Raw genomic sequence first — 23,565 nt, 5'->3', positions numbered from 1 at the left:
CAACGTGACTTATCTCACCGTTGTGTTCATATTGGTCGCACGAAAGGTGATCCATGTTTTGGCGTGGCTGGAGTATCGCCCGCAGGTTGTTCATTGCCAACCTGCTTTTTGCCGTGCTCATCGCCGCCGGCATGGCCGGGGTTATGGTCTCTGACGCGCACAATCGGATATATGAACAGACGGGCCTGCGCATGCTGTCGGTGGCCACATCCTTGGCCGATGCGCCGTCGGTCATTGCCGGAGCGTCCACCGCAAACCCCTCGGCGGCACTGCAACCCTATGCCGAGGCCGTCATGGGAAACGCTGGCGTGGATTTTGTCACGATGATGAATATTGACGGCGTTCGTTGGACTCACCCCTCCCCGGAAGAAATCGGCGGTCACTACACCGGATCGATCTCGCAGGCGAGGGCCGGCCAGCCTTACACCGAGACGACGCTTGGCACCCTGGGGCCCTCTGTTCGGGCCATCGTACCCATCAAGGATTCCTCCGGGAAGGTCTTGGGTATGGTTTCCGCAGGTGTCACCGTGGAAAACGTTGAGGTGCTCATCGCCGCCCGTCTGCCCATGGCATTGGGGCTGGCGGCGGCGCTCATGCTGGCAGGTTCACTGACCGCCTGGGTCCTGGGGCGCTATCTAAAACGAGTCACCTTCGGATGGGGGCCAGCCGAATTGGGCCAGCTCTTCGCCTACTACGAATCGGTGCTGCATTCGGTGCGCGAGGGGCTGGTGCTGGTTGACCAGCGCGGCTCCATGGTCCTCTACAACGATCATGCCGCGCTGCTCCTTGGCATGAATCCGACCCCAGCACAGAGGGGCACTCCCCCATCATTGGCGTCCCTGAAGCTGCCCGAGTCCTTGACGGAGCTGCTCCGTACCGGCCGGACAGCCACCGATGAGGTCCATCTCGCCGGAGATCGCTTGCTGGTCGTCAGTCAACGCCCCGCCCTGGTGCCCGGAAGTACCGAACCTGCCGGAACCGCAACCACATTCCGTGATCACACCGAACTGACTGCCCTGGCCGGGAGTCTCAGCAGCACCCAAACGCTCGTGGAGGCGCTACGGTCGCAAACCCACGAACACGCCAACCGGCTGCACGCCATCATCTCGCTCATCGAGCTGGGGCGCCACAACGAGGCGTTGGCCTTTGCGAATTCCGAACATTCAAGCAATGTGGCCCTCGGAGGAGAATTTATGAACACCCTCGATGAACCCTTTATTGAAGCCTTGCTATTGGGCAAGCGCGCACAAGCCGATGAACGCGGCGTCATCCTCGAACTGACGGCGTCCGGTTCGCTACCGCCGGACAGGCTTGATCTGCGCGAATTGGTCACCCTTATGGGCAATCTGGTCGACAACGCCATTGACGCCGTGGCAGAAGACGCGGCAGCACCTGGAGCCGATAGTGCTGCAGGTTCCGGAGCTTCTCCGACCGTGTGGGTCGATCTGCTCGTCGCCGACGGCACCTTGACCCTCACGGTGGCCGATAACGGCCCCGGACTGCCCACGACAGATCTTGACATCCTCGGGCGTATTGGAACCACCGATAAAACGTCCGTCTCCCCGGGTGGCAGGGGCTATGGCATCGCGCTCATCCGCCGGGCCACCGCCGCCCTCGGTGGCACCATCACAGCTGAGAATGACGGCGGCGCCGTCATGACCGCCGTCGTGCCTCTCGAGCCAGCCGCAGAAACCCAAGGAAAGCCATGACCGGAACCATCCCCATTCGGGTGCTCGTGGTGGACGATGAGCCGATCGCGCTGGCCGCCCACGCCGACTATGTGCGACGTCTGAGCGGCTTCGAGGTCGTGGCCGAGGCGCAGGGCATGGGCGCCGCGCTGGCCGCGCTGAACGACTCTGATGTCCCCGATATTCAGCTGATTCTGCTCGACATGAACCTGACCGATGGGCATGGTCTGGACCTGCTGCGACGCATTCATGGGTTGGGGCTGGTGCCGGACGTCATCGCCATCACGGCCGTGCGGGAGGTGCATGTGGTGCGCTCGGCCATTGCGCTGGGCATCTCGGCGTATCTGATCAAGCCGTTTACCTTTGCCGCGTTCCGGGAAAAATTGGAAAGTTACCAAAGCTTTCACACCGTGCTCACGGACAGATCACAAACCTCGCAGGATGCGATCGACCGTGCCATGTCGGCTCTGCGGCCCTCAGGGAAGCTGACCCTACCTAAGGGCATGCTGCCTGAGACGCTGGGGGCCGTAGTGGATTGGTTGCGTGCAGCACAGCAACCAGCCTCGGCGACAGAGGCGGCGGCGGCCCTGGCGATGTCACGCGTGACGGCACGGCGCTACCTTGACCATCTTGTGGAGACCGGATCCGCCGTGAAAGCACCGCGGCACGGTTCTCCGGGGCGCCCGGAGCTGGAATACCGCTGGTCCCGGACACCGGGGTGGCACTGACGTCCAAGAAGCACACTGAGGGTCCAACTGAATCATCAGCCCGGGCTTCGGCGAGGGGTCCGGGCTGACCACTTCCCGAAGCACCAGCTTCGCCCCGGGTGTAGTCGCCCGCGGTCCGGGACCCCCCAAGTTTCAAGGAATGGCCCGCCCCGTCTAGTATTACTGAGGCGTGTTCCGCGCCACACGGACGCACAACGAGGTGCGTGCCCAATTCTGTGATCCTGAGGTCCCTATGAAGCTACTTAAATCGATCCCCCTACTCGGCTGGATCATCATCGCCATTGTTGTAGGCATTCTGACCGGACCGGTCATGCCCACCTGGCTTGGCAACGTCTTTCTCACCTACAATTCCATTTTCTCAGGCTTCCTGAGCTTTGTGGTGCCGCTGATCATCCTCGGGCTGGTCATGCCCGCCATCGCAGAACTGGGCAAGGGCGCCGGGAAATGGCTAGGCGTCACCGCCCTGGTCGCCTACGGCTCAACCATCGTCGCCGGGTTCCTCGCCTACTTTGTCAGCCGCTGGCTCTTCACGTCACCGCTGTCGGGAGGCGGGCTAGAGGCCTTCGGCGAGAATTCCGGCTCAGGATTCAGCCCCTTCGTCTCCCTGGTCTCCAGTGCCGGCGATTCGGCGACGGAGATCGTACTCGCACCCGTCATCGACGTCATGAGCGCACTCGTTCTGGCCTTTATCCTCGGCATCGGATTGACGGCCTTTCACAGTAAGGTGCTCTTTCGGGGAGCTATCGAGTTCCGCACCATCATTGAGGCCGTGATTCGGCGCATCATCGTGCCGGCGCTGCCGCTGTTCATTTTCGGCATCTTCATGGATCTCTCGGCCAGCGGCTCTGCCGTGACGGTAGTAACGAAGTTCCTCCTCGTCGCCGTCGTCTCCTTTGCCTTGACCTTCGTTGTCTTGCTGCTGCAGTACTCACTGGCCGGCGCAATGTCGGGCATCAACCCCTTGAAGGCCTTGTGGAACATGCGCGACGCGTACTTCACGGCACTGGGCACCTCATCCTCGGCCGCAACCATCCCCGTGACCCTCGCGTCAACCAAGAAGAACGGCGTCTCCGACTCTGTCGCGGGCTTCGTGATCCCGCTGTGCGCCACCATCCACCTTTCGGGCTCGATGGTCAAGATCACCTGCTTCTCCATCGCGGTGCTGTTGCTCACCGGCGGTGACGTCTCGTTTGGCGCTTACATGCCGTTCATTCTGATGCTTGGCATCATGATGATCGCCGCCCCCGGTGTTCCTGGCGGCGCGATCGCCGCAGCCGCGGGACTGCTCGTGCAGATGCTCGGTTTTGGCGAGGTCGAGGTGGGGCTCATGTTCGCCGCCTACATTGCCCTCGATAGCTTCGGCACCGCAACCAATGTGACCGGCGACGGTGCACTCGCCTTGATCATGAACAAGCTCACTCGCGGCAAACTCGGCTCGCAGCCGCAGGACCCGGCGGACGAGACGATTGAGGCAGGCGAGGGCAGCGAGGCTACCTCGCATTCCTTGGCCCAGTAACCCGCCAGGACGAACCCTAACGAGTCAGACCCAGCCCTGGTGAAAACACACAGGGCTGGGTCTGACTCGTTAATCCACGCCGTGCCAGCACTACGCCTAGGTTCGGGCGCTCAGCACCGGTAGGAGCGCCTCGATCACGGCCGGATCCTCAATGGTGGAGGGCACCGTGTAGTCGTCGCCGTCGGCAATCTGACGCATGGTCTTGCGCAGGATCTTTCCCGAACGGGTCTTGGGCAGGGCATCCACCACCACCGCGGTTTTGAAATCGGCCACGGGACCAATCTCGCGCCGCACCAGCGCCACCAGTTCCGTCTGCAGATCCGCCGGAGCCAGGCTCACCCCGGACTTGAGCACCACGAAGCCAACAGCTTTTTGCCCCTTGAGTGCATCGGCAATGCCGATCACGGCGCATTCGGCAACGGCCGGGTGCGTTCCAAGGACCTGCTCGATGGCGCCGGTCGAGAGCCGATGTCCAGCCACATTGATGACGTCGTCGGTGCGGCCCATGACAAAGACGTAGCCGTCCTCGTCCTGGTAACCCGAGTCTCCCGTGACGTAGCAACCCTCGAAGGCGCTCAAGTAGGAATTGATGAAACGCTGGTCGTCATTCCACAGCGTGGGCAACGTTCCGGGAGGTAGCGGCAGCCCCAGCACAATGTTGCCCTCCTCCCCTGTGGCCACGTCAACGCCCCCGCCGTCCACGATCCGCAGATCAAAGCCGGGCATCGGCACGGTGGGCGAACCTGCCTTTAGGGGCAGCGGCTCGAGCCCGCGCGGATTCCCCACAATGGCCCAGCCGGTCTCGGTCTGCCACCAGTGATCCACCACCGGGACCCCGAGCACCTTCCCGGCCCAAAGGTATGTATCGGTGTCCAGCCGCTCACCGGCGGTAAACAGCGTTTGGAGGCTGCCGACGTCGTACTTCTGCAGCAGCTCCGCCTCGGGATCCATCTTGCGAATGGCCCGCAACGCGGTGGGTGCCGTAAACAGGGCCTTGACCTGGTGCTGCTCGATGACCCGCCAGAAAGCGCCGGCGTCGGGGGTGCCCACGGGCTTGCCCTCGTACATGACCGTGGTCGCCCCGGCCAGCAGCGGCCCGTACACAATGTAGGAATGCCCCACGACCCAGCCCACATCCGAGGCCGTCCACCAGACATCTCCCGGGCCAATGTCATAATGATTGGCCATGGTCCACAGAAGTGCGACGGCGTGACCCCCATTATCGCGGACCACCCCCTTGGGTGCCCCGGTAGTCCCCGAGGTGTAGAGCACGTAGAGCGGGTCCGTCGCGTTCACCGGCACGGGCGCGGCAGGCTCGGCGACTGCGAGCGCAGCCTCCCAGTCCACGACGGTCAGGCCGAGAGCCTGCGGATCGGAGGTGAAGCCGTTGCGGTGCTTGATGATGACAGGGAGTTCGGGGACTCCTGCCTTAGTCAGCGCCTCGGCCACCGTGGGTAGGTATTCAACGTGCCGGTTGGGTTCCAATCCCCCTGAGGTGGTGACAACGACCTTGGGCCCGGCGTCCTGAATGCGCACGGCCAACTCGCTTGCGGCAAAGCCACCAAAGACAACGGAGTGGATGGCTCCGAGACGGGCAGTCGCCAACATGGCGATGGCGGCCTCGGGGATCATGGGCAGGTAGATCAGGACACGATCACCCTTACCCACGCCCTGGGCCCGAAGCACTCCGGCAAAGCGGGACACCTGTTCGGTCAGCTCTGCATAGGAGTACATCTTTTGCGTTCCCTCCATGGCCGAGTCATGGATCAGGGCCGGCTGATCTCCGCGGCCTGCGGCCACATGCCGATCTAGGGCGTTATAGCACGTATTGAGTTCACCGTCGGCAAACCATCGACCGCGGGGAGAGTCCTCTTTGTTATGCGCCTGTGTGGGCGGCACTACCCAATCGACGGCCTGTGCGGCCTGCAGCCAGAATCCATCCGGATCGCTCATGCTGCGCTGGTATTCATCCCGGTAGCTAACGGCGTTTGATGCCATGGTGACTCTCCATCCACGTTGATGTGATGTGAATCATGCTACCGTCGCCTCGCGATCAATAACAAGCCCTATGTATACATAGTTGAGATGAACTTCGGGAAAATTTCTAAGTTTTGCCCCAATAGCCTGTTGTTTGTATACACTGAGTGGGTATTATGTTGGCTAAGTGCACGTCCTGCACTTCAATGACGAGGGAGGGAATATGAGAGCTAGCGACCGCGCTTATGCCACCCTGCGCAGCGATATCATCAACTGGCGACTGACACCCGGGACGGTTCTGGGCGAGGTCGAACTCTCTGAGCGCCTGAGCGTCTCCCGTACCCCGATACGAGAGGCACTGGCCAAACTCACGGCCGAGGGCCTGAGCGAACCGCAAAGCGGGCGTGGTGTGGTGGTCAGCGAGATTTCCCTGGACCACCTTGAGGAACTCTTTGAACTCCGCGCCGCCTTGGAGTGCAAAGCCGCCGAACTTGCAGCCCAGCGCCGCGACCCAGTCATCTTCCTGGCGCTGTATGAGAAGCTCAGCAATGCCGGTGAACTGATTACAGCCCAGGATCCCGACCGGGCCGACTACTACCAGCTGGCGGGCGAGCTCGACAGCGCGGTGGATGCCGCCGTCGGAAATCACTATCTCAACCTGGCCCTGAAGAACCTCCGTGTTCATCTGGTCCGGGTACGCCGGCTCAGCAAGGACAACCCCGTCAGGCTGCGCGATGCGGCCAGGGAACATGCGGCCATCGCCCTCGCGATCGCCCATGGCAACCCCGCCGTGGCCAGCGCGGCCACCACTGTCCACCTGGACAACAGTCTGCGTCATCTACTGAGCACGGCCTCCTAAACTTCCCCCACTTTTTGATTCACCCTGCGAAAGGAACACCATGACAATCGAGCACAACGTCCGCGTTTACAAGAGCGAAGAGAAACTGGCCCGTGAGGATCAGCTGGCGCACAAGATCGCCAAGGTTGCTGCCGACCCCGTGGCTGTCACGGCAGAAGTCACCGACATGATCATCAACCGCGTCATCGACAACGCCTCCGTTGCCATCGCGTCTCTGAACCGTGGCCCCATTGTTGCGGCCCGCGCCCAGGCACTGACGCACGCTCCGTCCACGGGCGGCTCCGGCGCCTCCGTCTTCGGCATCACGGAAAAGGTCTCCCCCGAGTGGGCGGCCTGGGCCAATGGCGTGGCAGTGCGCGAACTGGACTACCACGACACCTTCCTGGCTGCCGAGTACTCCCACCCCGGGGACAACATTCCGCCGATCCTGGCCGTCGCCCAGCACACGGGCGCCTCGGGTGCCGATCTGATCCGTGGCATCGCCACCGGTTACGAGATCCAAGTGGATTTGGTCAAGGCCATCTGCCTGCACAAGCACAAGATTGACCATGTGGCCCACCTCGGCCCGTCCGCCGCGGCAGGCATCGGCACCCTGCTGAACCTTGAGGTGGAGACCATCTTCCAGGCTGTGGGCCAGGGACTGCACACCACCACGGCCACGCGCCAGTCCCGCAAGGGCGAAATCTCCACCTGGAAGGCACACGCCCCCGCGTTTGCCGGCAAGATGGCCGTCGAGGCTGCCGACCGTGCCATGCGCGGCCAGACCTCACCCGTGCCGATCTATGAGGGTGAAGACGGCGTGATCGCCTGGATGCTCGACGGCGCAGACGCCCAGTACACCGTGCCTCTGCCCGCAGAGGGTGAGGCCAAGCGCGCCATCATGGATACCTACACCAAGGAACATTCCGCCGAGTACCAGGCCCAGGCCTGGATCGACCTGGCCCGCAAGCTCCACGGCGAGCACCCCGAGGCCACGGATCCGGCGAACGTGGCCAGTGTGCTGATCAAGACGAGCCACCACACCCACTACGTGATCGGTTCCGGCGCCAACGATCCCCAGAAGTACGATCCCACCGCCTCACGCGAAACCCTTGACCACTCCATCCCGTACATCTTCACGGTGGCCCTGCAGGATGGCGCCTGGCACCACGTTGACTCCTACTCACCCGAGCGTGCCGGCCGCCCCGACACGGTGGAGCTGTGGCACAAGGTGACCACGGAAGAAGATGCCGAGTGGACGCGCCGTTACCACTCCCTCGATATCGCCGAGAAGGCTTTCGGTGGCTCCGTGGAGATCACGTTGAATGATGGCACGCTCATCACCGACTCCATCGCCGTGGCCGACGCTCACCCGCTCGGTGCCCGGCCCTTCGCCCGCGCGCAGTACATCAACAAGTTCCGCACCCTTGCCGCAGGCCTCGTCGAAGACGCTGAAATTGACCGTTTCATCGCAGCAGCGGAAAACCTGCCGAACCTGGCCGCAGGTGAACTGAATCAGCTCAACATCACGGCCGCTCCCGGCGTGATCGATCTGGCAGCCGCCCCTCAGGGGTTGTTCTAACATGTTGTACTCCAAGAAAACTCCCGAGCAGAAGCGCCGCGATCTGCGGGCCATGCTGGTTCCCGGCGCAGCCGTACAGTTCCCCGGAGCCTTCAACCCGCTCTCGGCGCGCCTCATTGAGGAAAAGACGTTCGACGGCGTCTACATCTCCGGCGCGGTCCTCGCCAACGATCTGGGCCTGCCGGACATTGGCATGACCACGCTGACCGAGGTGGCCGCACGCGGCGGGCAGATTGCCCGCATGACGGATCTGCCGTGCCTCATCGACGCCGACACCGGTTTCGGTGAGCCCATGAACGTGGCCCGCACCATTCAGGAGCTGGAGAACGCGGGGCTGGCCGGTTGCCACATTGAGGACCAGTTCAACCCCAAGCGCTGTGGCCACCTAGACGGCAAGAACATGGTTGATCTAGACACCGCGGTCAAGCGCATTGCCGCCGCCGCCGATGCCCGCCGGGATGAGAACTTCCTCATCATGGCCCGTACTGACATCCGTGCCGTGGAAGGCCTCGACGCCGCGATCAACCGGGCCAAGGCCCTAGTCGACGCCGGCGCTGACGCCATCTTCCCCGAGGCCATGAAGTCCGTGGCCGAGTTTGAGGCCGTCTGCAAGGCCGTCAACGTGCCGGTCCTGGCGAATATGACGGAGTTTGGCAAGAGCGAGCTCTTCACCCGCGATGCTTTGGCCGCCGCTGGCGTGGCCATGATCATCTACCCCGTGACGTTGCTGCGCAGCGCCATGGGGGCGGCCGAGCGTGTCTTGGACGCCATCAACGCCGACGGAACACAGGAAGCCGCCGTGCCGGAGATGTTGACCCGGGCCCGGCTCTATGAATTAGTTGACTATGAGGCCTACAACCAATTCGACACGGGAATCTTTAACTTCCAGGTGCCCGGCTTGGACATCGAAAGTAACAGCTCAAACCTTTAGGCAACAAATTCTTTTGAAGAAGGAGTACCACCGTGAGTGAAGAAGAAGTACGCAAGGGTCTTGCCGGAGTCGTCGCCGACTACACCGCCGTCTCCAAGGTCAACCCCGAGAGCAATTCACTGCTGTACCGCGGTTATCCCGTTCAGGAACTGGCTGCCCAAAAGTCCTTTGAAGAGGTTGCGCTACTCCTGTGGACCGGGGAGCTCCCGTCGCCGGATGAGCTGAGCCTCTTTGAGGCCTTCGAACGCAGCAACCGTGCACTGGATGCCAACGTTCGGGCCGCGATTGATCTATTGCCGTTGGATTGCCACCCGATGGACGTTGGCCGCACCGCCGTTTCGGTGCTGGGCGCCAACCACCCCCTGGCTAGCGATTCTTCTCCCGGGGCGGAACTGGACAAGGCCAAGTCACTCTTTGCCCAGTTCCCTGCCGTGGTCGCCTATGACCAGCGCCGCCGTCGTGGTTTGGAAGCAGTGGACCCCCGGGACGATCTGGACTACTCGGCGAACTTCCTGTGGATGACCTTCGGCGAGGAGGCAGCCCCGGAGGTCGTGGATGCCTTCCGCGTCTCCATGGTGCTGTACGCCGAGCACTCCTTCAACGCCTCGACGTTCACGGCCCGCGTCATCACCTCGACGCTCTCGGACCTGCACTCGGCTGTCACCGGTGCCATCGGCGCGCTGAAGGGTCCATTGCATGGCGGTGCCAACGAGGCCGTCATGCACACCTTCACGGAGATCGGCATCCGTGCCGATGAGTCCCGTGAAGAGGCCGCCGCCCGCGCCAAGGCGTGGATGGAGGACGCACTGGCCGCCAAGAAAAAGGTCATGGGCTTCGGGCACCGCGTGTACAAGCACGGCGATTCCCGCGTGCCCACCATGAAGGGTGCCCTCGAGCGCATGATCGCGCATTACGAGCGCCCCGAGATGATGGGCCTGTACGACGGGCTCGAGCAGGCCATGGACGAGGCGAAGGCCATCAAGCCGAATCTTGACTACCCGGCCGGCCCCACCTATCACCTCATGGGTTTCGACACGGATATGTTCACGCCGATCTTCATCGCCTCACGCATCACGGGCTGGACCGCGCACATTATGGAACAGCGCGCCTCGAACTCGCTTATCCGCCCGCTCAGCGCTTACAACGGTGTTGCCGAGCGCCACCTGGGCTAGTTCACTTTCGGCGGATCGTCTCCGCAAGAGGCCCGACGGCGGGAGCCCACTTTCCAGCGGAAGGTGGGCTCCCGCCGTCGGGCGGTTAAGGCCAGCGCACACTGCACTGAGGTACGGTGAGGGGACTAAGCAGGTGGCACGGGCAAGGGAGCATCGTGGAAAAGTCATCATTGGTAGCGCTGGCCCGGGAACTTCTGGCCGATGCGCACCTGACGAGCAGTGGGCGCAGCGCCAGGACGGTCTACGGCGGGCATGAGCGGGTGCTGCGGCAAACCGTCGTGGCCCTGACCGCGGGAAGCGCCTTGGCCGAGCATGAGAATCCCGGCGAGGCCACGGTGCAGGTGCTCAGCGGCAAGCTGGTCCTCAAGGCTGGCGAGGTGTCGTGGGAGGGCTCCCCCGGCGATCATCTGGTGGTGCCGCTTGTTCGGCACTCAGTGCAGGCGCTGGAGGACTGTGCGTTCCTGTTGACGGTCGCGAAAGTCTAGTCGCCGCGACCGCTGCGGATTCAGCTGCCGGACTCCTCCACCAGGCGGCGCTCGCGCGGCGGGGTGTGGGTGCTGGTGGCGACGGTTTCATCGTCGTCGTTGAGGACCACGCGCCAATGGCCGCGCTCCCCTGCCAAAAATGCGGGAAGCCAATGGCTGGCGTCCGCCCACATCTGTGTCAGGGGCAGCTGATCCACGCGGTACCACCGGGGCGCAATCTCGCTGCTTTCGGTGGCGACGCCGCCAAAGCGATTGCACAGGAAGACTGTGGTGAACATATCCCAGGCAGGTTTGGCGGGGAACACGAATTCCACGGACCCGGCAGGAATGAGGTCCATAGCCTCGATCGTGAGGCTGCTTTCCTCGGCGACCTCGCGGCAGATTGCCGCCACGACGCTTTCGCCCGGCTCTACGTGACCGCCAATGCCCACAACCTTGCCCGCGCCAAATCCGGTCTTCTTTAATCCGAGCAGCACCTCCGGGTGGCCGTTGTGGGTGCGGAGGAGGAAACACAGGGTGACGGATTTAGTCATCTGTCGAGCATACGGGCTGGATGGCATTGCCGTGGTCGGCGGTGACCAGCGGGTCGGTGCTCGCCTGCGTGACACCGGCGCTCGTCTCGAGCTCCAGGCCATTGCGGATCCAGTATTCAATGCCGCCGATCATTTCCTTGACGGGGTATCCCAGCTCGGCAAAGGCCAGGGCAGCGAAGGTGCTGCCATTGCAGCCCGGACCCCAGGAGTACACCACAACAGGTGTTCCCTCGGGAATTAACACATGGGCCTGCTGCGGGATGAACGCCGTGGGAAGATGCAGCGCGCCGGGGACATGCCCGTGCTCCCACGAGGCATGGCGCCGCGTGTCGACGAGGACAAAGCGCTCATCGGGGAGCTGCTCGTGGACGTCCATGACGTCAATCTCAAACTCTAGTTTGCTCCGGAAATACTCACTGGCCGTGCTCATCTCTCCACCTTAATTCGAGACTGCAGTTGTTAGACCATTCTCAAGGTTTTTGGAGTGTTGTGGTTCAAAAAGTGCGTCCTGCTTTGGAAGGGATCAAGAGCGGGACGGTTTAGCCTAGGGCCCGGGGATGCGAGGCGGCGTAGACCTCGCGCAGCGTATCTGCCGTGACGAGGGTGTACACCTGCGTCGTCGTAACCGAGGCATGGCCCAGCAGCTCCTGGACGACACGCACGTCGGCGCCGCCTTCCAGCAGATGCGTGGCAAAGGAGTGACGCAGCGTGTGAGGAGAGACCTCCACCTCAACTTTGGCGTGCTCGGCGACGGTTTTGAGAATGGTCCACACGCTCTGGCGGCTGATGCGGCCGCCTCGGGCGTTGAGGAACAGCGCCGGGGTTCCGCCACCCTTGGCGACAAGAGCCGGACGTCCCCGCACCAGATAGGCGTCGAGGGCGCGCAGAGCATAGGAGCCGATCGGGACGATGCGTTCCTTCGAGCCCTTACCAAAGAGGCGCACGAGCGAGGGCCCATCTTGCCGAGCATCGGGCAAGACCAAATCGTCCACGTCCAGGCCCACGGCCTCGCTGATGCGAGCACCCGTGGAGTATAGAAATTCCAGCATGGCCGCATCGCGCAGCCCGGCGGGAGTGTCGGATCCGGCAGCCTCAAGGATGCGCGTCACCTCGTGCACGCTGATGGCCTTGGGGAGACGACGGCCTGCCTGAGGCGGGTGGATGTCTGCGGCCGGGTCGGCGTCGCAGACTCCTTCTAAAGCCCAAAATTTATGGAGGCCGCGCACGGATACGATGGTGCGCGCCATGGAGCGCACGCCTAGGACCGAGCCCCCATCGGCCCCGTCGGAGAGGGCCTGCGCGAAGGCACTGACGTGGTGCCGGGTGATCGCCGAAGGGGCCGAAATATGGGCCGCCGTAAGGAATTTTTCATAGCGCGCCAAGTCTCGCCGGTAGGCTTGCAAGGTGTTGGCGGCCAAGCCACGTTCAACACCCATGTGAAGCAAATACTCGCTGATGGCACGGCTCAGAGGGGACCTCGTGCCGGGTACCGTGGGCGCTGGGGCGGGCCCTGCTGCCGTGGTCACTGCTGGCGGTTGGCCGGGTGTTCGGGCCACGGCGCGGAACCGGGGCGCAACTGCGCAAAGTTAGTTCGGACCGCCTGAGCAGCGGCCAAAATACCGACGACGGCGGACGGGTTATGAATGCGTCCAGAGAGGACGGCTGCGGCGGCCTCGTCGAGGTCAATCCAGGCGAATTGAATCTCGGCTTCTTCCTCGGTGCGGACATGCCGCTGATCTTCCGGAACCAGGGAGATATCCCGGGCCAGGTAGATCCGAATGGCCTCGCTGGAGGAGCCAGGTGAATTAAAGAAGTCCGTCAGGACGTCCCATTGAGCGGCGGCGAGATCGGCTTCCTCAGCCAGTTCGCGAGCCGCTCCCACAACATAATCTTCGCCTTCAATGTCCAGCAGACCGGCGGGAATTTCCCACAGGTTCATCTGGACGGGGTGCCGGTACTGCCGAAGCAGGAGCACCTGGTTTTTCTCGTTGAGGACGACCACCGCCACTGCCCCGGGATGCGCAATGTAATCCCGGGTCAGTGGGGCAGATTCACTCGTGAGTGAAAAAGTGTCTGAGACAACGTCCCAGATACGGCCTTGGTACACCGTGGATTGCGAATGAAGAATTCGAAGGCTTTCCTCATCAGCAATCACTACCGGTGAGTCAACTGGTGCAGTTCCCGCTCCAGTATACGGCGTACCAAGGCTGCTCACTTAGACCTCCAGCAGGCGTGTTGCGTTCTGACGATCCAGCGCCGCGGCAATCAGACCGGCAAAGAGCGGGTGCGGCCGAGTGGGGCGCGAGCTCAGTTCGGGGTGTGCCTGGGTGGAGACGTAGTACGGGTGAACGTCGGCAGGAAGCTCAACAAATTCAACAAGCTTGCCATCGGGTGAGGTACCCGAGAAGACCAAGCCTGCAGTTGCGATCTGGTCACGGTACTTGTTGTTGACCTCATAGCGGTGACGGTGGCGTTCGGAAACGTCCGTGGTGCCGTAGGTCTTAGCAATAACCGAGCCCTCGGTGAGCACGGCCGGGTAGAGGCCCAGACGCATCGTTCCGCCAAGGTCGCCCTTGCCGTCGACGATGTCCTGCTGCTCTTCCATCGTGGCGATCACGGGGTAGGTGGGGTTGTCGTCGAACTCCGAGGAGGACGCGCCTTCCAAACCAACCACGTTGCGTGCATATTCGATGACCATGGTCTGCAGACCCAGGCACAGTCCCAAGGTAGGGATCTGGTTTTCGCGGGCGAACTTCAGGGCGCCCAACTTGCCTTCGAGTCCACGGATACCGAAGCCACCGGGAACGCAGATCGCGTCGACATTAGCCAAGGACTTCTTGGCACCTGCCTCCGTGGCGCATTCGTCCGAGGGAACCCAGCGGATCTTAACACGGGTTTCATTGGCGAATCCACCGGCGCGCAGGGCTTCGGTGACGGAGAGGTAAGCATCCGGCAGGTCGATGTACTTACCGACCAGCGCAACCTCTACGTGGTGTGCGGGGTTGTGCACGGCTTCGAGGAGCTTGTCCCACTTGGTCCAGTCAACGTCCTTGAACGAGAGGCCCAGGGCACGCACGATGTAGGAGTCCAGGCCCTGCGCATGCAGGGTCTTGGGGATGTCGTAGATGCTGGGAGCATCGGGGCAACCGATAACTGCCTCAACATCAACGTCGCAGGCACGGCCGATCTTGGCCATCATGGCTTCGGGCAGCACGCGGTCTGAACGCAGGATGATGGCGTCAGGCTGAATACCCAAGGAGCGCAGCGCAGCAACAGAGTGCTGGGTGGGCTTGGTCTTCAGTTCCTGGGACGGTCCGATGTACGGAACCAGGGAAACGTGGGCGAAGAACACATTGCTGCGTCCTACGTCCTGGCGTACCTGGCGTGCGGACTCCATGAACGGCTGGGATTCGATGTCACCAACGGTGCCACCAATTTCGGTGATGATGACGTCGGGGGCGTTCTCGCCTTCGGCAGGAAGACGCATGCGACGCTTGATTTCATCGGTGATATGCGGGATTACCTGCACAGTGTCACCCAAGTATTCGCCACGGCGTTCCTTGGCGATCACCGTGGAGTAAACCTGGCCAGTTGTAACGTTGGCCGAGCCTTCCAGGTTTTCGTCGAGGAAGCGCTCGTAGTGACCAATGTCCAGGTCGGTTTCGGCGCCATCGTCTGTGACGAAGACTTCACCGTGCTGGAAGGGATTCATTGTGCCTGGATCCACGTTGAGATAGGGATCGAGCTTTTGCATTGTGACCGAGAGGCCGCGTGCACGCAGCAGGTGACCGAGGCTGGAAGCCGTCAGACCCTTACCGAGCGAGGACGCGACACCGCCGGTGACGAAGATGTGTTTGGTCGTCTTGGACTGACCACTGAACCGGGAATTTGATCGTTGCACCACGGAATTCGAGCCTATCATCTAATGAGCGATTTTTCGTGCCTGCTCGGTTGGTTAATTTTTGCGATGCCACTGCGAAAACTACTTCTGCGAACGTGCTCCTTGAGCCAGTAATTCCTTGGCATGGGCCTGTGCTGTCGCGGAATCTTCCTGTCCAGCAAGCATTCTGGCCAGTTCCACAACCCGTTCCTCGTACGTCAAAAGCCGCACATTACTGGTGGTGATGCCTGTTGAGTTTTTACTCACAGAACTCTTCGTCACGAGGATATGTTGGTCCGCGAAGGCCGCAACCTGAGGCAGGTGCGTCACGACCAGAACCTGCACATGCTCGGCCAACATCGCCAGGCGGCGCCCAATTTCCACGGCGGCCTTGCCACCGACACCCGAGTCCACTTCATCGAAGACAAAGGTTGGAACAGGGTCGACGGCGGCCAGCACGACTTCCAGCGCCAGCATGACGCGTGAGAGCTCACCACCGGAGGCCCCCTTGCCCAGGGGGCGCGGTGAGGCGCCTGCGTGAGGAGCCAGCAGGAAGGCGATATCATCCTCGCCGTGGATGCTGCGCTCTGCCGTGTTGATCTCGATGACCAGCTTGGCGTCGGGCATGGCCAGGGCCTTGAGCTCGGCGCTGACGGCCTTGGCCAGCTTGTCGGCGGCCTTGCGGCGCATGGCGCTCACCTCGGCGGCCAAGACTCCCAGCTCGGCGAGAGCGGCGAGCTCCTCGGCCTCGAGGGATTCGATCCGTCCGGAGTCATCGCTGAGCTCAGTCAGCCGCACTCGCGCCGTATCTGCCCACTCGATGACCTCATCGATCGTGGGCGCATACTTGCGCACGAGCACAGCCAGTTCCCCGCGACGATCCTCGACCTCGGACAGGCGTCCCGGGCCGTCGGAATCCAGCGAGGTGGCATAGCTGGCCAAGTCCCGGGCAATATCGGCCAGGAGATAACCCACCTCGGAGAGCCGCTTGGTGGTTTGCGTCAGTTCCTCATCGGCATCTGCCACGCTCTCCACGAGCCGTTTGGCCGTGTCCACGAGACCTGCCGCATCCACGCCGTCACCATAGTCGGCGGCGCTGAGGGCCTCGTGCGCCCCCAAGGTGGCCTTGCGCAGCTCCTCCACATTGCCCAGCTTGACGGCCTGCGCCTTGAGAAGTTCATCCTCGGCCTCTAAAGGTGCGACGGCGTCAATCTCGGCTAGCGCCGTGGTCAGGGAGTCCGCCTCCCGCAGGCGTTCCCGGCTCGCGGAGCGCAGCTCGGCAAGCTCGGCCTGAACGGCACGCCACCGATTAAAGACACCACGGTAGCTGGCTAGTTTTGCCGAGAATCCTTTGTTGGCCTCGGCGGCAAATTTATCGAGCGCCTCTCGCTGCGCCGACGGGTTCTTGAGCCGGATCTGATCCGACTGCCCGTGCACGGCCACGAGGGCCTCCCCCAGCTCATTGAGGACGCCGATGGGGGCACTGCGACCACCCACGTGGGCGCGGCTGCGCCCATCGGCGCTCACGGTGCGCGCCAGGATCAGTTGGGCTCCGCCGTCGAACTCGTCAATGTCGGCGCCGGCCTCGAGGGCGCGCTGCAGGGCCGGGTGTCCTTGGGGCAGCGTCAAGGTGGCCTCGGCCGAGGCATTCTTGGCGCCATTGCGGACGGCTCCGGCATCGGCCCGATTGCCCAGCAACAGCCCGACGGCGGTCACGACCATGGTCTTACCGGCGCCGGTTTCACCACTGACGACGCTCAGCCCGGGACCCAGCGGAAGGGTTGATTCCGAGATGACGCCCAGATCGCGGATGCGGATTTCTTCAATCATGGGCGCTCCTCCCCATAGAAGGCAGTGGTGCCGGAGTAGCTGCTTTCCGGCGGGATTCTCAGGTCTGGCACCGGCGGGACGGGTCCCGTCGGAGGTCCCTCGAGTGAGGTTTTAGGCTTAGGGGTCTTGATGATCGGCAGCTGGGTGGTGGGCGTCTGCGAAACCTCAACGGCCGGGCCACGCCAACCTTGCACGGGCAGCTCAAACTTCCGCACCAAGCGTTCGGAGAACGTGGACTGCTGGGTCCTGGCGAGTTTGACCGGTTTGGTGGATCGGGTGACCTCGATGCGGGCCCCGGGCAACAGATCCACGGTCCGCCGACCATCACACCAGATGACACCGTAGGCGCCGTTGCGGCTCAGAACTTCCACGGCCAGGGTGGAGGACGGGGATACGACAAGTGGCTTGGCGAACAAAGCGTGAGCGCTGATGGGAACCATGAGCAACGCCTCAACACCGGGCCAGACCACGGGGCCGCCGGCGGAAAAGGCGTAGGCGGTGGATCCTGTGGGGGTGGCCATGACCACGCCGTCGCAGCCGAAGGAGGTCAGTGGGCGACCATCAACCTCGGTGACAACCTCGATCATGCGTTCGCGGTTGCCTTTTTCCAGGGCCACCTCATTGAGTGCCCAGGTATGTGCCACGACCTTGCCGGCCACCTTGACCAGGACGTCTAGGCACATGCGCTCCTCCACGGAGTACCTGCGCTGCACCACGGCCGAAACCGTTTGAATGAGTTCCTCGCGTTCGCTTTCCGCCAGGAAGCCCACATGGCCAAGGTTCACGCCGAGCAAGGGAACATCGTAATCGCGCACAATCTCTGCGGCCCGCAGAATAGTTCCATCGCCGCCCAGGACCATGACCAGCTCAATGTCTGCCAGGGTCACGTCCCTGTCGAGGATTTCCATCCTGACACCGGAGACGCCCAGGTAGCCGGTCATATCGGCTAACTCTTCGGCGTACATGACCGGGACAATGTTGTTTGCATGAAGCTCAACGCACGCCTCAAGGGCTGCAAGCATCGATTCTTCTCGGCCAGTGTGGGCCAGAATCAAGACGCGCCGTGTCATGTGCTGTTTCCTCATCATGTTGGTTGCGAATCTGCCGGAAGCCGATCCACCGCTAGCAGGACATCATGGCGGGGCCGCCTCTTGCAAGCTTAGGGCCAGAGTTGACTCAAGAGCCGCTCCACCGCGTTGTCCTGTTCTTCTATGCCATCCTGCTCTTTGATCTTATGCGCAGGGGCTGACACAGTTCGGGTAGCCAGCAAGAAATATTCAACATTTCCCTCCTGGCCAGGCAGGGAGCTGGTCCCAATCCCGTCCAAGGTGAGGCCGTTGGCAACCGCCGAATGGGCCACCAAGGCGACGGCCCGGCGTCGTTCATTCTCACTACTGACAACACCGGTGCGGGCCAAATTGTCCTTGCCGACCTCAAATTGCGGTTTAACCATGAGCAACAGCTCACCACCGGGCTTGGTGGCGAGAGTCAGCGGGGCCATGACCTTGGTCAGGGAAATAAAGGAAAGGTCGCAGACGGTGAGGTCGGCGAGAGCGCCCACATCGCCGGGCTGCATAAAACGAATATTGAGGCCCTCGTGGACCTCTACCCGCGGATCGTGGCGCAGGGAGTCCACCAATTGGTCATGTCCCACGTCGACGGCGGCAACACTGGCCGCACCTTTTCGCAGGAGCACGTCGGTAAATCCACCGGTTGAGGCCCCAGCGTCGAGGCAGCGTTTTCCTGCCACGGTGATCTGGGAAAAGTGGGCGAGGGCGCCGGCAAGTTTATGGCCGGCGCGTGAGACGTAGTCCTCTTCATGTCCGGGGAGCACCTCGATAACGCTGTCGGCATCCACGGCTAGCGCGGACTTGGTAGTGGAGGTACCTGCGACGATGACACGGCCAGCCTTGATAAAGGTTGCCGCGACCGTGCGTGAACGTGCAAGTCCTCGGTTGACGAGTTCTTGATCAAGACGGGTCATGAAGCGGCTCCGCTCAGCTGCGTGTGGGGGTCGGAGTTGAGCTCTTGTTCGAGCCCAGCAATGACAGAAGAATAGAGTGCTTTGTGCTCATCAGCCGGCAATTGAGCCGTCTGAGCGGCTGTCGAGATTAACGCGTCGACGGCATGATCGCCCGTAGGCAGGGACGTTGAGGTCCCTGCCTCGGACTCACGTGGAAAACTCATGGCAGCGTGGAACCCCAGCTAAGGATGGGATCCGTTGCGCTCGTGGTGTCCGGGACCACGGCCCACCATGCGGCACAGGCAGCCCGCCAAGCGTCAACATCCTCCGGAGTTCCGGCGATATGCACCATGGACTCCCCCGATTCGGCAAGCTCGACGGTCGCAGCAGCGGCACCACAGGTGACCGTCGCGCCGTCGTGCTTAATCTGCGGATACGGGAGGAAGAAGTCCGCCAGGGTGGGGATGATGAATCCCGGACGCTGCGCCGTGCAGGCACGCAACGCGGTTTCGCCCGAATCCACACCGGTCAGGACCAACGCTGTAGCCATGCCAGCGTTGTTGCCGCCCAAGATATCGGTGTCCAGTCGGTCGCCAACCACCAGCGGGGACGTGGCCCCAAGCCGGTTGGCGGCCGTGTAGAACAGTGGCGCCTCGGGCTTGCCTGCCACCAAAGGATCATGATCGACGGCGGCACGAACCACCGCGACAAGGCTCCCGTTACCGGGGGCGATGCCACGATCCCGCGGAATCGTCATGTCCGTATTGGTCGCGATCCAGAGCGCACCGGCATTGATGGCGTAGGAGGCTTCGGCCAAATCCGCCCAGCCCAACGTCGGATCAAAGCCTTGGATGACAACGTCCGGGGCATCAAGGGCGCTTTCAACAACCTTCATGCCAAGACTCTCGACTTCCTGTGCCAAAGCGGAGCTGCCGGTGACAAGCACCTTGCTGCCCTCAGGGAACTTCTGTGCCAAAAGGGCAGCACCTGCCTGGGCGGAGCTGACAACCTGATCATCGGCAGCGGGCGCACCGAGTTCGCGTAGATGAGCCGCGACCTGCGCTGGCGTACGTGAGGCATTATTCGTCACGTACGCCAGCTTCACATCGATCGCTGCAAGGGCGTTCAATGCCTCGATCGCACCGGGAATGGCGTTCGGACCGGCGTAAACTACGCCGTCCAGATCCGCCAGAACGGCATCAAAATCAGTCAGCAACGTTTTAGTTGTCACTGTGATTGTGCTGCTCTGAATCCTCGTCTTCCGAGGCGTCAGCTTCTTCGGCGCTGTCAGCGTCGGACTCGGCATCGTCAGATTCGAAGTAGGAGGACTCTGCGTCATCCACGTTCGTCTCATCAGCTTCCTGAGCATCGCCCGAGGTGAGTTCGGCAGCAGCCTTGGTGTCGTCGTCGTTCATCACGGGGGCAACAGGTGCATCCATGACGTCGGAGACGCGCACACGCGGGGATTCCAAGGGCACATCGTCGTCATCGCCGAGATCCATGATGATCTGGTCGGTGGTGTCGTCGATGCCGAGAGCTTCCTCGGCAACCAATGCCTGACGTTCCCAGACCTTGGCTTCATCCTTGCGACCAGCGGCGCGCAGGACCATGCCGTAGGCACGGAACAGACGCGGGCTGAAGGAGAAGGCGCGGTTCATGTCCAGCTGCGGGATCTCCAGGGCAGCCAGGGCTGCGTCCATCTCGCCCAAGTCGCCACGGGCACCTGATTCAACAATGGCCAATTCGACCTTGCCGGCCATGTCCAGAGTTGAGGCATCCTCTGACTGGATCAGATCAAGCGCACGGTCCGGACGGCCCAGACCGCGTTCGCAGTCAGCCATGAGCGGCAGGTGCACGTTCGAGCCACTGATGCGGCGGTAGGTGCGCAGCTCGCGAAGAGCCTCACCGTACTTGCCAGCGGCGTAAGCCGTCATAGCAACAGCTTCACGAACACAGGCCAAACGGCCACCGCGACGGCTTGCAGCCAGGGCGTGCTCGAAAGCAACCTCCGGAACGAAGTCGATCAATCGGCCGGCCATCACGAGGTGCTTTGAAACCCACTCGTTGTTGCGCTCGTCCAAGATGCGGAGCTGGGCGCGGGTAACCTTGTCCAGTTCCTGACCCGTTACATCGGAATCGATTTCCGGTGAACGCTCGCGGTCGGGGCGGTTGGAGCTGCGCAGATCGGCAGCGTTACGCTCCGGTGCCGTGCGAGGACCCGTGCTGGAGCTACGGTCATCGCGGCCACGGGCCGGGCGATCGTTGCTACGTGCCGGACGATCACCGAAGGACGGACGATCATTGCTACGGGCCGGACGATCACCGAAGGACGGACGATCGTTGCTACGTGCCGGACGTGCGTCGCGGTCGCCGAATGAACGGCCGCCCTGTGCGCCACGGTCGTCACGGCTGCCGTATGACGGGCGATCGCCTGACGGGCGGCCACCCTGAGCACCGCGGTCATCGCGGTTGCCATAGGGGCGGTCGTTGCTACGGGCGGGGCGGTCACCGTAGGAAGGACGGTCATTGCTACGAGCAGGGCGCGAGTCACGGTCACCGAATGAACGGCCACCCTGAGCGCCACGATCGTCACGGCTGCCGTATGACGGGCGGTCGTTGCTGCGTGCCGGGCGGTCACCGTATGAAGGGCGGTCGTTGCTGCGTGCCGGGCGGTCACCGTATGAAGGGCGGTCGTTGCTGCGTGCGGGGCGTGCGTCGCGGTCACCGAATGAACGGCCACCCTGGGCGCCGCGGTCGTCACGGCTGCCGTATGAAGGGCGATCGTTGCTGCGTGCCGGGCGGTCACCGTATGAAGGGCGATCGTTGCTGCGTGCCGGGCGGTCACCGTATGACGGGCGATCGCCTGAGGGACGGCCACCCTGTGCGCCGCGGTCGTCACGGCTGCCGTATGAAGGGCGATCGTTGCTGCGTGCCGGGCGGTCACCGAAGGACGGGCGATCGCCTGAGGGACGGCCACCCTGAGCGCCACGATCGTCACGGCTGCCGTATGACGGGCGGTCGTTGCTACGTGCCGGACGGTCACCGAATGCGGGGCGGTCGTTGCTGCGTGCCGGGCGGTCGCCGTATGACGGACGATCGCCTGAGGGACGGCCACCACGCTCGCCGAACGGCTTGCGGTCTTCACGGCGTCCGTTAACCATGGGGCGATCGGCTCCACGGTTTTCGCGGTCACCATATGAGGGACGGTCGCCACCGGAACGAGCCGGACGATCATCACGGTTACCATAGGCGGGACGTGAGGAACGCTCAGCTGAGGGGCGTCCGCCTTGTCCACCCTGGCCACCGCGGTTGTCTCGGTCACCGAAGGAACGCGCTGGGCGATCGGAGTACGGACGCGCCGGCTGGCGGTCGTTGGTGGGGGGACGCTGCGTGTAGGGGCGATCGCTGCCACCCTTGTTTTCGCGTCCGCGAGAATTGTCCTCGCGCTTGCCGTCGTATTGCTCAGCCATGTCGACTCCTAAACCTTCGAGCGCACTAACTGGCACAGTAACAGCCGCTCTTCACTATTGATGATTATCGAAAAATCTCTGGATCTATTGGTCCATCTACCAGTCTAGTCGAGCTTCGCCGCTCCACCCATGAATCTGGCGTATCTGGACAAGATGAGTGACCAATCACAAACAAAGACGTTGTCCGAGTCACTTTCAGAGGACATAGCACGCTCGCAACTGATCGTCACCTGGGTCATTCCACCATCCACTGCTTCAAATCGGATGTCAACGTCAGAAGTTCCAAATTCCTCCTGGCCGAGAGTCCAACGGAATCTGATGAATTCGGGCGAATCCCACTCTTGAACATCGGCCCAAATTATCTCTTCTCCATCTTCAGACTCTTCTACGAGGTGATCGCGAAGGATAGCTACATGGCTACCCTCGCCGAACACACTCATTTCAGAAACTGGCCACCAAAGATGAACCGCATCGGTGAAGCCATCAAAGGCCTGATGCTCGGGAACATCGAGAACTACAGCACCCTCGTACGGTACAACTGACGGAGGAGATACATAGTCAGGCTCATGAGCGTGTGAAAAAAGATTGTGCATCTAGCAACCCTACCCCTCACGATTCCAGTTATCCCCAACTCCATCATTATGAAGACCAAAGTGCGCCGACGTCTTTATCATTCCGCCTACTAAACCTCGTGGAATGTGCCAGCACTTGGCTTAGGATCGTTCTGAGCGAATGATTCTTCCCACATTCAATAGCAGCATCAGCTTCAAGATCCTTGACCAATTGCTCCTCACTCACGGCCGGCCAAGATGGTGGTGGTGTTAAAGGGCGATAGCCACCCCGGTGTGGGGTGGCTATCGTTTTTGTTTGTCTATGAAGGGAGGCCCCGCACCGTGTGGTGTGGGGCCTCGACCTTGTTACGTGTTGTCCGGCGGTGTCCTACTCTCCCACATCCTCACGAATGCAGTACCA

At 62.3% G+C, this 23,565-nt stretch carries 21 protein-coding genes; 8 read left to right on the top strand and 13 right to left on the bottom strand.

Annotated elements, in window-relative coordinates; translation table 11 throughout:
* Nucleotides 1-53: 53 nt before the first annotated feature.
* The 3 genes from CVS30_RS09410 (at nucleotide 54) to CVS30_RS09400 (ending at nucleotide 3,932) form a co-directional block, all read left to right on the top strand.
* Nucleotides 54-1,709 (top strand): sensor histidine kinase, encoded by a 1,656-nt coding sequence (locus CVS30_RS09410; RefSeq protein ID WP_110485083.1) that lies wholly within the window; start codon nucleotides 54-56, stop codon nucleotides 1,707-1,709.
* On the top strand, nucleotides 1,706-2,416 hold the full coding sequence (locus tag CVS30_RS09405) for a response regulator (RefSeq protein WP_110485082.1): 711 nt from the start codon (nucleotides 1,706-1,708) through the stop codon (nucleotides 2,414-2,416). The genes CVS30_RS09410 and CVS30_RS09405 overlap by 4 nt, the downstream gene beginning before the upstream one ends.
* A gap of 232 nt (nucleotides 2,417-2,648) precedes the next feature.
* The gene (locus CVS30_RS09400) at nucleotides 2,649-3,932 is read left to right on the top strand and encodes a dicarboxylate/amino acid:cation symporter (RefSeq protein ID WP_110485155.1); all 1,284 of its coding nucleotides are present in this window, start codon (nucleotides 2,649-2,651) and stop codon (nucleotides 3,930-3,932) included.
* Between the two features lie 96 nt (nucleotides 3,933-4,028).
* Here the strand turns inward: CVS30_RS09400 and CVS30_RS09395 are convergent, their stop codons facing one another.
* Entirely contained in the window at nucleotides 4,029-5,930 is a 1,902-nt protein-coding gene (locus CVS30_RS09395; protein WP_110485081.1) for an AMP-binding protein, read from the bottom strand.
* Nucleotides 5,931-6,132: 202 nt separating this feature from the next.
* On the opposite strand from CVS30_RS09395, the gene CVS30_RS09390 reads away from it, so the two are divergent.
* The 5 genes from CVS30_RS09390 to CVS30_RS09370 all read left to right on the top strand — a co-directional run bounded on the left by CVS30_RS09390 (nucleotide 6,133) and on the right by CVS30_RS09370 (nucleotide 10,917).
* On the top strand, nucleotides 6,133-6,768 hold the full coding sequence (locus CVS30_RS09390; RefSeq protein ID WP_110485080.1) for a GntR family transcriptional regulator: 636 nt from the start codon (nucleotides 6,133-6,135) through the stop codon (nucleotides 6,766-6,768).
* A 40-nt stretch (nucleotides 6,769-6,808) separates the two neighbouring features.
* Nucleotides 6,809-8,329: an MmgE/PrpD family protein gene (locus tag CVS30_RS09385; protein WP_110485079.1), complete on the top strand. Its 1,521-nt coding sequence runs from the start codon at nucleotides 6,809-6,811 to the stop codon at nucleotides 8,327-8,329.
* Nucleotide 8,330: 1 nt separating this feature from the next.
* Entirely contained in the window at nucleotides 8,331-9,260 is a 930-nt protein-coding gene (gene prpB / locus CVS30_RS09380) for a methylisocitrate lyase (RefSeq protein WP_110485078.1), read from the top strand.
* A 32-nt stretch (nucleotides 9,261-9,292) separates the two neighbouring features.
* A complete protein-coding gene (locus CVS30_RS09375) occupies nucleotides 9,293-10,432 on the top strand; it encodes a bifunctional 2-methylcitrate synthase/citrate synthase (RefSeq protein ID WP_110485077.1) in 1,140 nt (379 codons plus the stop codon).
* Between the two features lie 155 nt (nucleotides 10,433-10,587).
* Nucleotides 10,588-10,917: a cupin domain-containing protein gene (locus tag CVS30_RS09370; RefSeq protein ID WP_110485076.1), complete on the top strand. Its 330-nt coding sequence runs from the start codon at nucleotides 10,588-10,590 to the stop codon at nucleotides 10,915-10,917.
* A 20-nt stretch (nucleotides 10,918-10,937) separates the two neighbouring features.
* Here CVS30_RS09370 and CVS30_RS09365 read toward each other — a convergent pair whose 3' ends face one another.
* The 12 genes from CVS30_RS09365 to CVS30_RS09310 form a co-directional block, all read right to left on the bottom strand.
* The gene (locus CVS30_RS09365) at nucleotides 10,938-11,450 is read right to left on the bottom strand and encodes an 8-oxo-dGTP diphosphatase (protein ID WP_110485075.1); all 513 of its coding nucleotides are present in this window, start codon (nucleotides 11,448-11,450) and stop codon (nucleotides 10,938-10,940) included.
* On the bottom strand, nucleotides 11,443-11,880 hold the full coding sequence (locus tag CVS30_RS09360) for a rhodanese-like domain-containing protein (RefSeq protein WP_110485074.1): 438 nt from the start codon (nucleotides 11,878-11,880) through the stop codon (nucleotides 11,443-11,445). Before CVS30_RS09360 ends, CVS30_RS09365 begins: the two co-directional genes overlap by 8 nt.
* A gap of 109 nt (nucleotides 11,881-11,989) precedes the next feature.
* Nucleotides 11,990-12,919: a site-specific tyrosine recombinase XerD gene (gene xerD / locus CVS30_RS09355; RefSeq protein ID WP_370800752.1), complete on the bottom strand. Its 930-nt coding sequence runs from the start codon at nucleotides 12,917-12,919 to the stop codon at nucleotides 11,990-11,992.
* Nucleotides 12,920-12,972: 53 nt separating this feature from the next.
* Complete coding sequence (locus tag CVS30_RS09350; RefSeq protein WP_245934535.1) at nucleotides 12,973-13,605, bottom strand: NUDIX domain-containing protein; 633 nt, start codon at nucleotides 13,603-13,605, stop codon at nucleotides 12,973-12,975.
* Between the two features lie 60 nt (nucleotides 13,606-13,665).
* Entirely contained in the window at nucleotides 13,666-15,372 is a 1,707-nt protein-coding gene (pyrG, locus tag CVS30_RS09345; RefSeq protein WP_110485072.1) for a CTP synthase, read from the bottom strand.
* A 60-nt stretch (nucleotides 15,373-15,432) separates the two neighbouring features.
* The gene (gene recN / locus CVS30_RS09340; protein WP_110485071.1) at nucleotides 15,433-17,160 is read right to left on the bottom strand and encodes a DNA repair protein RecN; all 1,728 of its coding nucleotides are present in this window, start codon (nucleotides 17,158-17,160) and stop codon (nucleotides 15,433-15,435) included.
* On the bottom strand, nucleotides 17,157-18,230 hold the full coding sequence (locus CVS30_RS09335; RefSeq protein ID WP_110485070.1) for an NAD kinase: 1,074 nt from the start codon (nucleotides 18,228-18,230) through the stop codon (nucleotides 17,157-17,159). The genes recN and CVS30_RS09335 overlap by 4 nt, the downstream gene beginning before the upstream one ends.
* A gap of 89 nt (nucleotides 18,231-18,319) precedes the next feature.
* The gene (locus tag CVS30_RS09330) at nucleotides 18,320-19,144 is read right to left on the bottom strand and encodes a TlyA family RNA methyltransferase (RefSeq protein WP_110485069.1); all 825 of its coding nucleotides are present in this window, start codon (nucleotides 19,142-19,144) and stop codon (nucleotides 18,320-18,322) included.
* Nucleotides 19,141-19,347, bottom strand: coding sequence for a hypothetical protein (locus tag CVS30_RS09325; protein WP_110485068.1), 207 nt, complete (start codon nucleotides 19,345-19,347; stop codon nucleotides 19,141-19,143). Before CVS30_RS09325 ends, CVS30_RS09330 begins: the two co-directional genes overlap by 4 nt.
* A complete protein-coding gene (locus CVS30_RS09320) occupies nucleotides 19,344-20,354 on the bottom strand; it encodes an HAD-IIA family hydrolase (protein WP_110485067.1) in 1,011 nt (336 codons plus the stop codon). Before CVS30_RS09320 ends, CVS30_RS09325 begins: the two co-directional genes overlap by 4 nt.
* Nucleotides 20,344-22,593, bottom strand: a complete 2,250-nt coding sequence (locus CVS30_RS18140; protein WP_220033904.1) for a hypothetical protein — start codon at nucleotides 22,591-22,593, stop codon at nucleotides 20,344-20,346. Before CVS30_RS18140 ends, CVS30_RS09320 begins: the two co-directional genes overlap by 11 nt.
* Before the next feature lie 104 nt (nucleotides 22,594-22,697).
* Nucleotides 22,698-23,186 carry an SRPBCC domain-containing protein gene (locus tag CVS30_RS09310; RefSeq protein WP_110485066.1) on the bottom strand — a complete coding sequence of 163 codons (489 nt, stop codon included), beginning with the start codon at nucleotides 23,184-23,186 and terminating at the stop codon, nucleotides 22,698-22,700.
* Nucleotides 23,187-23,565: the final 379 nt, after the last annotated feature.

It is taken from the genome of Arthrobacter psychrolactophilus (genome assembly GCF_003219795.1).
Classification (GTDB): Bacteria; Actinomycetota; Actinomycetes; order Actinomycetales; family Micrococcaceae; genus Specibacter; species Specibacter psychrolactophilus.
This window is presented reverse-complemented; position numbering and strand designations above follow the sequence as displayed.